Annotated in this window: 13 protein-coding genes; all 13 read right to left on the bottom strand. The window is 70.0% G+C overall.

Annotation, left to right across the window (positions count from 1 at the left end):
* The 13 genes from efp to ACWGI2_RS37190 all read right to left on the bottom strand — a co-directional run bounded on the left by efp (nucleotide 1) and on the right by ACWGI2_RS37190 (nucleotide 12,738).
* Nucleotides 1-567, bottom strand: a complete 567-nt coding sequence (gene efp, locus ACWGI2_RS37250; RefSeq protein WP_160503769.1) for an elongation factor P — start codon at nucleotides 565-567, stop codon at nucleotides 1-3.
* Between the two features lie 60 nt (nucleotides 568-627).
* Nucleotides 628-1,734, bottom strand: coding sequence for an aminopeptidase P family protein (locus tag ACWGI2_RS37245; RefSeq protein WP_453700261.1), 1,107 nt, complete (start codon nucleotides 1,732-1,734; stop codon nucleotides 628-630).
* Between the two features lie 60 nt (nucleotides 1,735-1,794).
* Nucleotides 1,795-2,742: a Pro-rich N-terminal domain-containing protein gene (locus tag ACWGI2_RS37240; RefSeq protein WP_453399527.1), complete on the bottom strand. Its 948-nt coding sequence runs from the start codon at nucleotides 2,740-2,742 to the stop codon at nucleotides 1,795-1,797.
* Between the two features lie 161 nt (nucleotides 2,743-2,903).
* On the bottom strand, nucleotides 2,904-4,007 hold the full coding sequence (aroB, locus tag ACWGI2_RS37235) for a 3-dehydroquinate synthase (RefSeq protein WP_453399650.1): 1,104 nt from the start codon (nucleotides 4,005-4,007) through the stop codon (nucleotides 2,904-2,906).
* Between the two features lie 5 nt (nucleotides 4,008-4,012).
* Complete coding sequence (locus ACWGI2_RS37230; protein ID WP_453399526.1) at nucleotides 4,013-4,528, bottom strand: shikimate kinase; 516 nt, start codon at nucleotides 4,526-4,528, stop codon at nucleotides 4,013-4,015.
* Complete coding sequence (gene aroC / locus ACWGI2_RS37225; protein ID WP_453700259.1) at nucleotides 4,525-5,709, bottom strand: chorismate synthase; 1,185 nt, start codon at nucleotides 5,707-5,709, stop codon at nucleotides 4,525-4,527. The genes ACWGI2_RS37230 and aroC overlap by 4 nt, the downstream gene beginning before the upstream one ends.
* Nucleotides 5,710-5,837: 128 nt before the next feature.
* Nucleotides 5,838-6,068, bottom strand: a complete 231-nt coding sequence (locus tag ACWGI2_RS37220; protein ID WP_453700258.1) for a hypothetical protein — start codon at nucleotides 6,066-6,068, stop codon at nucleotides 5,838-5,840.
* Between the two features lie 42 nt (nucleotides 6,069-6,110).
* Complete coding sequence (locus tag ACWGI2_RS37215; protein ID WP_453700257.1) at nucleotides 6,111-6,944, bottom strand: shikimate dehydrogenase; 834 nt, start codon at nucleotides 6,942-6,944, stop codon at nucleotides 6,111-6,113.
* Nucleotides 6,934-8,607: an endolytic transglycosylase MltG gene (gene mltG / locus ACWGI2_RS37210; RefSeq protein ID WP_453700255.1), complete on the bottom strand. Its 1,674-nt coding sequence runs from the start codon at nucleotides 8,605-8,607 to the stop codon at nucleotides 6,934-6,936. The genes ACWGI2_RS37215 and mltG overlap by 11 nt, the downstream gene beginning before the upstream one ends.
* A 124-nt stretch (nucleotides 8,608-8,731) precedes the next feature.
* Entirely contained in the window at nucleotides 8,732-9,196 is a 465-nt protein-coding gene (gene ruvX, locus ACWGI2_RS37205; protein ID WP_160510134.1) for a Holliday junction resolvase RuvX, read from the bottom strand.
* Between the two features lie 20 nt (nucleotides 9,197-9,216).
* Nucleotides 9,217-11,886, bottom strand: a complete 2,670-nt coding sequence (gene alaS, locus ACWGI2_RS37200; protein WP_453700254.1) for an alanine--tRNA ligase — start codon at nucleotides 11,884-11,886, stop codon at nucleotides 9,217-9,219.
* A complete protein-coding gene (locus ACWGI2_RS37195) occupies nucleotides 11,886-12,260 on the bottom strand; it encodes a DUF6167 family protein (RefSeq protein ID WP_160503777.1) in 375 nt (124 codons plus the stop codon). Before ACWGI2_RS37195 ends, alaS begins: the two co-directional genes overlap by 1 nt.
* 7 nt (nucleotides 12,261-12,267) lie before the next feature.
* Nucleotides 12,268-12,738: a DUF948 domain-containing protein gene (locus tag ACWGI2_RS37190; RefSeq protein ID WP_202121085.1), complete on the bottom strand. Its 471-nt coding sequence runs from the start codon at nucleotides 12,736-12,738 to the stop codon at nucleotides 12,268-12,270.
* Nucleotides 12,739-12,789 lie beyond the last annotated feature (51 nt).

Here is a 12,789-nt window from a genome sequence, read left to right as displayed (position 1 = left end):
TTAGCTGTTCACCCGGCCGAGGTAGTCGCTCGTGCGGGTGTCGACCTTGATCTTCTCGCCGGTGGTGATGAAGAGCGGCACCTGGATCTGGTGGCCGGTCTCCAGCGTCGCGGGCTTGGTGCCGCCGGTGGAGCGGTCGCCCTGGACGCCGGGCTCGGTCTCCTGGATGACCAGCTCGACGGCGGCCGGCAGCTCGACGAAGAGGACTTCGCCCTCGTGCTGCGCGACGGAGGCCGTGAAGCCCTCGATCAGGAAGTTGGCGGCGTCACCGACGGACTTGCGGTCGACGTGCAGCTGGTCGTACGTCTCCATGTCCATGAAGACGAAGTAGTCGCCGTCCATGTAGGAGAACTGCATGTCGCGCTTGTCGATCGTCGCCGTGTCGACCTTCACGCCGGCGTTGAACGTCTTGTCGACGACCTTGCCGGACATCACGTTCTTGAGCTTGGTGCGCACAAAGGCAGGGCCCTTGCCGGGCTTGACGTGCTGGAACTCGACGACGGACCAGAGCTGGCCCCCGTCGAGCTTGAGCACCAGGCCGTTCTTGAGGTCGTTCGTGGAAGCCACGGTTGCGGAATCTCCTGGACTGACGTGGACGACCCCGGCGCACGCGCATAGCTCGGAAAGCTAGAGCGCGAGCAGCTCCTTGGTCGTAATGGTGAGTAGCTCGGGTCCGCCGTCCGCCTCGGGGCGCACGACGAGCGTGTCATCGATCCGGACACCACCCCGTCCCGGGATGTGAACCCCCGGTTCGACGGTGACCGGCACGCAAGCGTCCAGTTTACCCATGGCCGCGGGCGCCAACTGCGGGTCCTCGTCGTTTTCGAGCCCCAGCCCATGTCCCATCAGCGGAGCGAGACCGTCCGCATACCCCGCGGAGTCCAGTACGAGGCGTGCCGCGCGGTCGATGTCGCGGTAGGCGGCGCCCGGTACGAGAGCCTCCCTGCCCGCCCGCTGAGCGGCGAAGACCAGGTCGTACAGCTCGATCTGCCAGTCCGCGGGGGACGTACCGATGACGAACGTACGCCCGATCTCACAACGATAACCGCGATAGTCGGCCCCCAGGCACACGGAGAGGAAATCCCCTTCCTCCACCCGCCGGTCCGTCGGCCGGTGGCCTCCCTTTCCGGAGTTCGGCCCGGTGCCGACGGAGGTCGGGAAGGCGGGCCCGTCCGCCCCGTGATCGACGAGGCGGCGCTCCAGCTCAAGGGCGAGGTGGCGCTCCGTACGTCCTACGAGGATGGATTCGAGGAGTTCGCCGAGCGCCTGGTCGGCGATCTCGGAGCCGATCCGCAGGCAGGAGATCTCCTCCTCGTCCTTGACGAGCCGCAGTTGCTCGACCGCTCCCCCGAGATCCGTGAGCCGCAGCCGCGGCGCGACCGATCTCAGCGCGCGATGCCGGGCGACCGTGAGGTCGTGCTCCTCCACGGCGAGCGCATCGGCGCCCCGCGTGGCCGCGAGGTCGGCCCCCGCGACGGCCGGGTCTCCGCCGGCCGCGTCGAGCAGCTGCACCCGCAGCCTCTCGTCGGGCCGCCCCTCGCCCTGCTGGTCGCCGAGCGGTCTGGAGCACAGCAGCAGGTCCTCGCCGCTGCCGAGCAGGAGCACGGCGCCCTGGGGCGCCGCCCCCGCGAGATACCGCACGTTGGCGGGACGGGACACCAACGCCGACGCGCTGCCGCCCGCGGCACAACGCTCCCTCAGCCGCTCGCGGCGGGCCGCGTACACCTCTGACATGGGACGAGCCTATGAGCGGTGGCGCCAGGCGGCCGGTTCAGCGCGTCCGACTGAGCGGTCCTACCACTGCGGCGGGCTCGCGATGGAGCGGGCGAGGACGTCGTCAAGGACCCGGGCCGTGGCGGGCACGTCCAGCTGGGAGTTGTCGATGATGGGCAGGCCCGAGCCGTACCAGCCGGCCATGCGGCCGTGGATGCGGGCCACTTCCTCGTCCGTGAGGCGGCGGTTGCCGCTGCGCTCGGCGTTGCGCTCCAGGACGATCTCCAGGCCAGGCAGCAGGACCACCGGAAGGAGGCCGGGGCCCACGTGGCGCTTCCAGCCACCGAGGCCGACGACCGGGCGGTCGGGGAAGACCGCGTCGTCGAGGATGCAGGAGATGCCGTTGGCCAGGAAGTTCCGTGCGGCGAAGCCGCAGGTGCGGCGGGCCAGGCGGTACTGCGCTTCCGAGTGGTCGTTCCAGCCCGACTGGGGGTCCGCGAAGCCCGAGCGGACCCATTCCCGTACGTCGTCGAGGCTGATGTGGGCGGTGGGCACCCTGCGGTGCTCCGCCCAGTACTTGGCGACGCTCGTCTTGCCCGCGCCCGCGGGGCCGATCAGAAGGACGGCCAGCGTGGTGGCGCCGGTGTCCGCCTGGGCCGTGCCGAGAGGGGGGCTCGGCATGGCGACGGGGCCGCCGGGCGGGAGCTGGATGTGGCCGGTCGTGTCCGGGGTCGGGGGCACAGGGGCGGCCGGGGCGTGGCTGTGCTGGGGGGCGGCGCCGTGCGGAGCGCCGGGCGCCACGTGCTGCGGCGTCGGGACATGCGGGTGCGGGGCAGGGCCCTGCGGATGGGGGGCCGTGCCCGGGGGGTGCGGGGCGCCGGCGAAACCCGGCGCGGGAGGCGGTGGGCCGCCCGGCGCTGCACCCGGCGGCGGACCGCTCGGGTGATGTGCGGCCGGGGACCAGCCGGTGGCCGGTCCGTGCCCCGGCTGATGGGGCGGCGGCAGCGGAGACCCCACTGCGTGCTGCATCCGGTGCCACTCCGTCTCGTGCGACTGACGCTGGTCGGGCGGCGGCCGGGGCCACCCGTTACCGAACGGTACCGTCCCCGGCCGACGTTGTGTGAACGGCCGGGGAGGCCGCAGGGTGCCCGTGGCTTGTTCTGACGGGCCGATTCAGCGCATTTCGAGCGCTAGTTCGCCACTTCGCCGTACGCGGCGAGCAGCACCGCGGGGTCGGGTCCCTCCAGGACGGTCGGCTTGCCGAGGCCGTCAAGGACGATGAACCGCAGCAGGTCACCGCGGGACTTCTTGTCGACCTTCATGGTCTCCAGGAGCTTGGGCCACTGGTCGTAGCGATAGCTCAGGGGCAGACCGACCGACTCCAGGACGGTGCGGTGCCGGTCGGCTGTCGCGTCGTCAAGGCGTCCGGCCAGGCGGCCGAGTTCGGCCGCGAAGGCCATGCCCACGGAGACGGCGGCGCCGTGCCGCCACTTGTAGCGCTCGTTCTTCTCGATGGCGTGGGCCAGCGTGTGCCCGTAGTTGAGGATCTCGCGCAGGCCCGACTCCTTGAGGTCGCCGGAGACGACCTCGGCCTTGACCTTGATGGAGCGCTCGATCAGCTCGGCGGTGTGCGGTCCCTGCGGGCTGCGCGCCGCCTGGGGGTCCTCCTCGATCAGTTCGAGGATCACCGGGTCGGCGATGAAACCGGCCTTGATGATCTCCGCGAGGCCCGACACGAAGTCGTTGACCGGCAGCGAGTCGAGCGCGGCCAGGTCGCACAGCACGCCCGTGGGCGGGTGGAAGGAGCCCACCAGGTTCTTGCCCTCGGCGGTGTTGATGCCGGTCTTGCCGCCGACCGCGGCGTCCACCATGCCGAGCACGGTGGTCGGCACGGCGATCCAGCGGACCCCGCGCAGCCAGGTCGCGGCCACGAACCCGGCGAGGTCGGTGGTGGCGCCGCCGCCGACACCGATGATGAGGTCGCTGCGGGTGAAGCCGGACTGGCCGAGGGCCTTCCAGCAGTACGCGGCGACCTCGGCGGTCTTGGCCTCCTCGGCGTTCGGCACCTGGATGGCGACGACCTCGTACCCCTGTCCTGCCAGGTCCTCACGCAGGGCGTCCCCGGTCTCGGCGAGCGCCTCGGGGTGGATGATCGCGACGCGCTTGGTGCGCTCACCGATCAGGCCGGGCAGCTCACCGAGGAGCTGCCGCCCGACGAGGACCTCGTACGGCTCGGTGCCCGCGGTGCCGCCGACCTGGATACGGGTGGGCGTCTGCCCCGCCGTCTCAGCCATCTCCGTCATGCTTCCTTCAACTCCAGTGCGTCGAGGACCGCCTGGGCGACCTCTTCGGGGGTGCGGTCGTCGGTGGCGACGACGGCGCGGGCGACTTCGGCGTAGAACTGGCGGCGGGCGTCCATCAGTTCGCGCCACTGCTTGCGCGGATTGACCGCGAGCAGGGGGCGCGCGACGTTCAGGCCGGTGCGCTTGACCGCTTCCTCGACGTCCATCGACAGATAGACGACGGGGTGCGGGGCAAGGAGCGCGCGGGTCGTCTCGTCGAGGATCGCGCCGCCGCCGAGCGCGAGGACACCCTCGTGCTCGGCGAGCGCCGTACGCACGGCATCGCGCTCCAGGTCACGGAAGTGCGACTCACCCTCGTCCACGAAGATGTCCGCGATCTCCCGGCCCTGTGCGGCCACGATGTCGGCGTCGGTGTCGCGGTAGACGGTGCCGAGGCGCTCGGCGAGCAGCGCGCCCACCGTCGACTTGCCCACGCCCATCGGCCCGACCAGAACGATCTGCGGGCCGGTCACCGGATCTGGAGGTTGTCGAGGTACGACGCCACGTTCCGCCGGGTCTCGGGCACGCTGTCGCCGCCGAACTTCTCGGCGACGGCGTCGGCCAGGGTCAGCGCGACCATCGCCTCGGCGACGATGCCGGCGGCCGGGACCGCGCACACGTCGGAGCGCTGGTGGTGCGCCTTGGTGGCCTCGCCGGTGGCGACGTCGACGGTGGCGAGCGCGCGCGGCACGGTCGCGATGGGCTTCATCGCGGCACGCACGCGCAGCAGTTCACCGGTGGTCAGGCCGCCCTCGGTGCCGCCGGAGCGGCCGGAGGTGCGCTTGATGCCGTCCTCGGTGGAGACGATCTCGTCGTGCGCCTTGGAGCCCGGCACCCGCGCGAGGTCGAAGCCGTCGCCGACCTCGACGCCCTTGATGGCCTGGATGCCCATGAGCGCGGCGGCGAGCCGCGCGTCGAGCCGCCGGTCCCAGTGCACGTGCGAGCCGAGGCCCACGGGCACTCCGTACGCGAGTACTTCGACCACACCCCCCAGGGTGTCGCCGTCCTTGTGGGCCTGGTCGATCTCGGCGACCATCGCCTTGCTCGCGTCCGCGTCGAGGCAGCGCACCGGGTCGCCGTCGAGCTTCTCGACGTCGGCGGGGGTGGGGTAGACGCCGTACGGAGCCTTGGCGCTCGCCAGCTCGGTCACGTGGCTGACGATCTCGATCCCGGCCGTCTCCTTCAGGTACGAGCGGGCGACCGCGCCGAGCGCGACGCGGGCCGCGGTCTCGCGGGCGGAGGCGCGCTCCAGGATCGGGCGGGCCTCGTCGAAGCCGTACTTCTGCATGCCCGCGAGGTCGGCGTGGCCGGGCCGTGGCCGGGTCAGCGGGGCGTTGCGGGCCAGGTCGGCGAGGATCTCGGGGTCGACCGGGTCGGCCGCCATGACCTGTTCCCACTTGGGCCACTCGGTGTTGCCCACCATGATCGCGATCGGCGAGCCCATGGTCAGACCGTGCCGGACGCCGCCCAGGAAGGTGACCTCGTCACGCTCGAATTTCATGCGCGCACCGCGCCCATAGCCGAGCCGCCGCCGGGCCAGGTGGTCCGCCACCATCTCCGTGGTGATCGGCACGCCGGCGGGAAGACCCTCCAGCGTCGCGACAAGTGCGGGTCCGTGGGACTCTCCCGCGGTCAGCCAACGCAACCTGCTCAACGGTGCTCCTCATGCTCGCGCCTGGAACTGCGTGGCGCGGCCGGGTGCGCGGCCCTGGCCCGCCATCCCCGATCCTCCCACGTCGGGGGGCGGGACCTGGCCTCCGGTCCATAAGACGGACGGCCCCGCTACCCCGCGGCGGTCGCGTCGGCCTTCGCGCGGGCCGCTCTGCGGGCGGCGATCTTGCGCGTGCGCTTGATGGTCCAGGCGGCCACGACGATCGCGACGATGACCGCGATGACCGTCAGCTGCAGCCACCAGGGCATGAATCTGAACGGCAGGAACCTGATGAAGAGCTCGAAGAGGTCCCCCTTGCCCGAGGCCAAGGACACCCCGGACATGGCGCTCACCATCGACATGACCCCGCACTCCCCCGTAATCGGTGCCGAACGGGGTGGATCTTAGCGTTTTTCGAGCGCGTGCTCCCCTGCCTTGCGCATCGCTGCCAGCGGCGCGGGCGAACGCCCTGTCATCTGCTCGACCTGGAGCACCGCCTGGTGCACGAGAAGATCGAGCCCGCTGACGACGGCCCCTCCGTACATGGACCAGCGGGCCGCCAGAGCGGTGGGCCACGGGTCGTACAGGACGTCGAAGAGGGTCGCGGGGCGCTCGGGCGCGGCGGCCGACAGCGCGTCGGTGGCACCGGCCGGAGTCGTGGCGATCACCAGCGGCGCACTCAGCGCCTGCTCGGCGTCCGCCCAGGCCTCGGTCCGCACCTCCACCCCGAGCCGCTCGCCCCACTGCCGCATCTCCGCGGCTCGCGCCTCACTGCGTACGTACGCGACGACCGCGCCCGTGCAGATCCGCGCGAGCGCGGCAAGAGCGGACGACGCGGTGGCGCCCGCGCCGAGGATCGCTGCCGACTCGACTTGCTCGATGCCACGTTCCCTGAGGGCGGCGACCATGCCGGGGATGTCGGTGTTGTCGCCGACGCGGCGGCCGTCGTCCGTGAAGACGACGGTGTTGACCGCCTCGACGGAGGCGGCGGTCGCGCTGATCTCGTCGAGCAGCGGGATCACCGCGCGCTTGAGCGGCATCGTCAGCGAGAGCCCGGCCCACTCAGGACCGAGACCCTTCATGAACCCGGGCAGGGCCGCCTCGTCGACGTCGAACAGGTCATACGTCGAGTCGACAAGACCCAGCTCCCCGTATGCGGCGCGGTGCAGTACCGGGGAGAGGGAGTGGGCGATGGGTGAGCCGAGGACCGCGGCCCGGCGGCCAGCCTCAGTCGCCATTCTTCTGCCGATCATTGAATTTGGCGACCAGCTTTTCGTGCTCAGCCAGCGTCTTCGTGAACTGGGTCTTCTTCTGGTCGACGGAGATGAAGAACATCCAACCACCACCGTCCGGAGCCAGTGTGGCCTTCAGCGCCTCGTCGCCCGGGTTTCCGATCGGCCCCGGCGGGAGGCCCTTGTGGAAGTACGTGTTGTACGGGTCGGGATCGTTCCGGATCTTCGAAATCGGGATATCGATCTCGCTCTGACCCTTGAGGTAGTTGTACGTCGAGTCGAACTCGAGCTTCTGGTTGGTCACCGTGTTGGACGTCTTGAGGCGGTTGTAGACGACGGACGCCATCTTCTTGAAGTCGTCGTGCGTCATGCCTTCGGCCTGGACGAGGCTGGCCACTGTGAGGACCTGCAGCGGATCCTTCAACTGCAGCTCAGCGGCCTTCGACTTGAGGCCCAGCTCGTCGTACTTCTCGTTGGCGCGGGTGACCATCTTCTTGAGGACATCCTCCGGCTTCTGGCCCTTGGCGACCGGATAGCTGGACGGGTAGAGGAAGCCCTCGAGCGGGTCCTTGATGTCCTTGTTGGTGTTCGCCCAGTCCGGAAGTCCGAGACTCTTCCATTCCTTCTTGGCGACGCCTGCCGTCGTTCCCTTGTCGAGCTCCAGGCGAGTGTCGATCTGCGAGTAGACCCACGCATTACGCCGCCCCTCAGGAATAATGAGGTTATTGCGGCTCTTCGGGCTGAGCATCAGTTCGACGGCACTCTTGGCGGACATTTCCTTCTTCAGGACATAGACGCCTTCCTGAATGGTATTGCCCTTGGGGTTCTGCGCCTGCGCGGAGACAAAGGCGTCCACGCTCTTGACGACCCCGGCCTCTTTCAGTTTCTGGCCGATCACATAGCCGCCGGCCCCCTTCGGGATGTCGACCGTCGCGATGCCGGTGCCCTCGCCCGCGTAGTCCGGCGACGTACCGAATCGGTCCTGGTAGAACTGGTAGCCGAAGTAGCCGACCCCGCCGAGACCACCGGCGAAGACCAGCGTCACGACCAGGCAGGCGCAGCCGCTGCGGCGCTTCTTCGGTTTCTTGCCGCCCCGGCCGCCCCGGCGGTCCCCGCGGCGCCCCGGCGGAGTGTCGTCGTCCTCGTCATCGTCGTCCGCGCCCGAGAAGAAGGCGTGCTCGCGCTGGTCCGGGCCCGGGTCCCAGTCCTGCCGCGGCTCCGGTTCGGGGCGGCGGCGGGACGGCGGCTCCGGCGGGGGGTACGCGTCGGGCGTGCCGTAGTAGTCCGGGCTCTCCGCGCCGTAGCCGCCCGGCTGGTGGCCGTAGGGGTCCGCGGGGTCGGCGGCGTAGGGGACCTGGCCGTGCTGGCCGGTGTCGTAGCCGCCGTTGTACTGCTGCTGCCCAGGGGCGCCGTTGTACTGCTGCTGGCCGGTGGGCCCGCCGTACTGCTGCTGGCCCTGCTGACCGTAGGCCTGCTGCTGGCCCGTGTTCCAGTCGTCGTACTGCGCCTGCTGCTGAGGGTGCTGCGGCTGCTGAGGGTGGTACTGCCCCTGGCCGCCGTAGGTGGACTGGCCGCCCGAAGGCTGCTGTCCTCCCCATCCGCCGTCCCCGTACAACGGGTCCTCGGGATGCCACGGTTCGGAGCCTGGACCCCGGCCATACTCAGTCATCGATCCCCTACATGCCGCGAGGCGGGGCCGCCGTCTGAGTGGGAGGGCAACCGTTCCGCCTCTTGATGCTGTGCGGCAGCTGTTCGAACACCGCCGCATCGCGCGGAACGTTACCGTATCGCGATCAGATGACCACTTCGACGCCCTCGCCCGGAGCTTTACCTGACGCCCGTTCGGACTCCAGTGCCTGCTGAAGGATGATGACGGCCGCCGCCTGATCGATGACAGACCTGCCCTTTTTGGACTTCACGCCCGAGGCGCGCAGCCCCTGACTGGCCGTCACTGTGGTCATCCTCTCGTCCAGGAGCCTCACCGGAATGGGCGCCACCAAGCGCGCGAGGTCCTGGGTGAAGGCACGAACCTTGACGGCCGCCGGGCCCTCGCCCCCCTTGAGGGAGCGAGGGAGACCGACGACGATCTCGATCGGTTCGTACTCGTCGACGAGCTGCTTCAACCGGCGCTGGGCGGCCGGGACATCGCGTCCCGGCACCGTCTCCACCGGCGTGGCGAGGATCCCGTCGGGGTCGCACGACGCGACCCCGATCCGGGCGTCACCGACGTCGATGGCCAGACGCCGGCCCCTGCGCATGCCCCCCGCGGAGTCGTCCATCAGGCCGTCTCGGCGACGAGGCGCTCGACGGCGGCCATGGCGTCCCCGATGGCCGCGGGGTTCTGGCCGCCGCCCTGGGCGACGTCCGGCTTGCCGCCGCCACCGCCGCCGAGGGTCTTGGCGGCCGTACGGACGAGGTCGCCGGCCTTGAGGCCGCGCTCGCGGGCGGCTTCGTTCGTGGCGATGACCGTCAGCGGGCGGCCGTTGGCCGTCGTGAACAGGGCCACCACCGCCGGGCGGTCGCCCGGGATGCGGTGCCGTACGTCGAGGACCAGCTTGCGCAGGTCGTCGGCGCCCGTGCCGTCCGGCACCTGGCCGGTGGCGAGCGCGACGCCTCGTACGTCCTTGGCGGACTCGACGAGACCGGCGGCGGCCTGGAGGACCTTCTCCGCGCGGAACTTCTCGATCTCCTTCTCGGCGTCCTTCAGCTTGCCGAGCATGGCGGAGACCTTCTCGGGCAGCTCCTCGGAGCGGCCCTTGACCAGCTCCTGGAGCTGGGCGACGACCGTGTGCTCCTTGGCGAGGAAGTTGTACGCGTCGACGCCGACCAGGGCCTCGATGCGGCGCACGCCGGAGCCGATGGACGATTCGCCGAGCAGCTTCACCAGGCCCAGCTGGGCAGTGTTGTGGACGTGGGTGCCGCCGCACAGCTCCTTGGAGAAGTCGCCGATGGTGACCACGCGGACCCGCTCGCCGTACTTCTCGCCGAACTCGGCGATGGCGCCCTGCTTCTTGGCCTCGTCGATCGACATGACCTCGGCCTGTACGTCGAGTTCATGGGCGAGGACTTCGTTGATCTTCTGCTCGACGTCCGTCATGACGGCCGTGGGAACGGCCGACGGGGAGCCGAAGTCGAAGCGGAATCGGCCCGGCTGGTTCTCGGAACCTGCCTGGGCGGCCGTCGGGCCGAGCGCGTCGCGCAGCGCCTGGTGCGTGAGGTGCGTGGCGGAGTGCGCGCGGGCGATGGCGCGGCGGCGGTGCACGTCGATCGAGGCCCACACCTGGTCGCCGACGGTGATCTCGCCGACCTGGACGACACCCTTGTGGACGTGCACGCCGGGCACCGGCTTCTGCACGTCACGGATCTCGACGACGGCGCCGTTGTCCAGGCGGATCCGGCCGGAGTCGGCGATCTGGCCGCCGCCCTCGGCGTAGAAGGGGGTGCGGTCGAGGACGACCTCGACCTCGTCGCCCTCGCGGGCGGCGGGGGACGAGACGCCGTCGACCAGGAGGCCCACGATCACGGCCTCGTTCTCGGTGAGGGTGTAGCCGGTGAAGTCCGTGGCTCCCGAGGCGTCGACGATCTCGCGGTAGGCGCCGAGGTTCGCGTGGCCGGTCTTCTTGGCCTGGGCGTCGGCCTTGGCACGCTCCCGCTGCTCCTTCATCAGGCGCCGGAAGCCGTCCTCGTCCACGGTCAGGCCCTGTTCGGCGGCCATCTCCAGGGTGAGGTCGATCGGGAAGCCCCACGTGTCGTGCAGCAGGAACGCCTTGTCGCCGGCGAGGACCTTGCCGCCTGCGGCCTTGGTCTCGGTGACGGCGGTGTCGAGGATGTTCGTGCCGCCCTTGAGGGCCTTGAGGAAGGCGGCCTCTTCGGCGAGGGCTACGGTCTCGATGCGCTTGCGGTCGGATCGGAGCTCGGGGTACTGCTCGCCCATCGACTTGATGACCGTGTCGACGAGCTCGTGGACGACCGGGCCCGTGGCGCCCATCAGACGCATGTTGCGGATGGCGCGGCGCATGATGCGGCGCAGGACGTAGCCACGGCCTTCGTTGCCGGGCGTGACGCCGTCGCCGATGAGCATCACGGACGTACGCATGTGGTCGGCGACCACGCGCAGGGAGACGTCCGAGCCCTGCTCGGCGCCGTACCGGACGCCGGTCAGCTCGGTGGCCTTGTCCATGACGACGCGCAGGGTGTCGGTCTCGTACATGTTCTGTACGCCCTGAAGGATCATGGCGAGACGTTCGAGGCCGAGGCCGGTGTCGATGTTCTTGCTGGGCAGCTCGCCGAGGATCTCGAAGTCCTCCTTCGAGGTGCCCTCGCCGCGCTCGTACTGCATGAAGACCAGGTTCCAGATCTCCACGTAGCGCTCGTCGTTGACGGCGGGGCCGCCCTCGACGCCGAACTCGGGGCCGCGGTCGTAGTTGATCTCGGAGCAGGGGCCACAGGGTCCGGGGACACCCATGGACCAGTAGTTGTCCTTCTTGCCCAGGCGCTGGATGCGCTCGGCGGGGACGCCCACCTTCTCGCGCCAGATGGTCTCGGCCTCGTCGTCGTCGAGGTAGACCGTCACCCACAGGCGCTCGGGGTCGAGGCCGTAGCCACCGTCCGCCACGGAGCTGGTGAGCAGCTCCCAGGCGTACTTGATGGCGCCTTCCTTGAAGTAGTCACCGAAGGAGAAGTTGCCGCACATCTGGAAGAACGTGCCGTGCCGCGTGGTCTTGCCGACCTCTTCGATGTCGGGCGTACGCACGCACTTCTGCACGCTAGTGGCGCGCGAGAACTGCGGCTTGACCTCACCCAGGAAGTAGGGCTTGAAGGGCACCATGCCCGCGGGGACGAGGAGCAGAGTCGGGTCGTCCGCGATGAGCGACGCCGAAGGGACGACGGTGTGCCCGCGCTCCTCGAAGAAGCTCAGCCAGCGGCGGCGAATCTCGGCCGACTCCATCAGTGGTCCTCATTCCGGTTGTACGAGTACTTCGACTTCGAGAGGTACTTGCCCTGCTTGTTCTTGTCGGTCTTGCTTGACTTGCTGGTTCTGCCGTTCTCGATGGCCACGACCACGCGGCGCTGCCCGGGCAGTTCGGGGTCGACCGGGGCTTCGAGGCCGAGGGCCTCGCCCAGTTCGGCCTCGCGCTGGGCCATGCCGTCGCGGACGTCGAGAGCGAAGTCCTTGAGCTTGTGACCCGCCTCGACCGCCTTGTTCGCGGCCTGCGCCGCGAGGCTTTCGGGGGTCAGTTGCTTGATCTTGCGGTTGACCTTGGTGGTGGCCCACACACCGGCAGCGGCGCCCGCGGTGAACCAGAACGTACGGCGGAACATCGCTGCGTCAGTCCTTCTTCCGCTTGCCCCGCCGCCGCGCGGAGGGGACGGTGCGCCCCACGATCACGGTACGTCGGGCGGGCGCCGGGGGCACATTGGTTGATTCGGGTCCTGCCTTGCGGCCCAGGGCCCTGCGCACCCCGTAGCCGAACGCGGCGACCTTGACGAGGGGCCCGCCGAAGGTGGAGGCCACCGTCGTGGAGAGCGCCGAGGCGTTCGACGTGACTTCCTGGACGTCCGACGCGATGGCGTCGACCCGGTCGATCTGGGTCTGCGCCGAGCGCACCGCGGTAGAGGCGTCCGCGAGGAGCGGGACGGCCTGCTCGGTCACTTCCGCGACGAGCTTGGTGGTCGCCCTGAGCGTCTGCGCCAGCCTCACCAGCACCACGGCCAGGAAGGAGACCAGGATCGCCCAGAAGACGGCCACCAGGATCCCGGCCACCTCTCCACCGGACACTGTGCACCGCTCCCTGAACATCGGTCCCGAACATCGAAAAGTCGTCCCCCGACCCTATCGCGCCGGGGCGAA

It is taken from the genome of Streptomyces sp. NPDC054866, assembly GCF_053610745.1.
This window is presented reverse-complemented; position numbering and strand designations above follow the sequence as displayed.

What these genes read in the sequence shown, in the direction of transcription:
- ACWGI2_RS37245 (WP_453700261.1), bottom strand. Translation starts at nt 1,734, where the DNA reads ATGTCAGAGGTGTACGCGGCCCGCCGCGAGCGGCTGAGGGAGCGTTGT.
- ACWGI2_RS37240 (WP_453399527.1), bottom strand. Translation starts at nt 2,742, where the DNA reads ATGCAGCACGCAGTGGGGTCTCCGCTGCCGCCGCCCCATCAGCCGGGG.
- aroB (WP_453399650.1), bottom strand. Translation starts at nt 4,007, where the DNA reads ATGGCTGAGACGGCGGGGCAGACGCCCACCCGTATCCAGGTCGGCGGC.
- ACWGI2_RS37220 (WP_453700258.1), bottom strand. Translation starts at nt 6,068, where the DNA reads ATGTCGATGGTGAGCGCCATGTCCGGGGTGTCCTTGGCCTCGGGCAAG.
- ACWGI2_RS37215 (WP_453700257.1), bottom strand. Translation starts at nt 6,944, where the DNA reads ATGGCGACTGAGGCTGGCCGCCGGGCCGCGGTCCTCGGCTCACCCATC.
- mltG (WP_453700255.1), bottom strand. Translation starts at nt 8,607, where the DNA reads ATGACTGAGTATGGCCGGGGTCCAGGCTCCGAACCGTGGCATCCCGAG.
- ruvX (WP_160510134.1), bottom strand. Translation starts at nt 9,196, where the DNA reads ATGCGCAGGGGCCGGCGTCTGGCCATCGACGTCGGTGACGCCCGGATC.
- alaS (WP_453700254.1), bottom strand. Translation starts at nt 11,886, where the DNA reads ATGGAGTCGGCCGAGATTCGCCGCCGCTGGCTGAGCTTCTTCGAGGAG.
- ACWGI2_RS37195 (WP_160503777.1), bottom strand. Translation starts at nt 12,260, where the DNA reads ATGTTCCGCCGTACGTTCTGGTTCACCGCGGGCGCCGCTGCCGGTGTG.
- ACWGI2_RS37190 (WP_202121085.1), bottom strand. Translation starts at nt 12,738, where the DNA reads ATGTTCAGGGAGCGGTGCACAGTGTCCGGTGGAGAGGTGGCCGGGATC.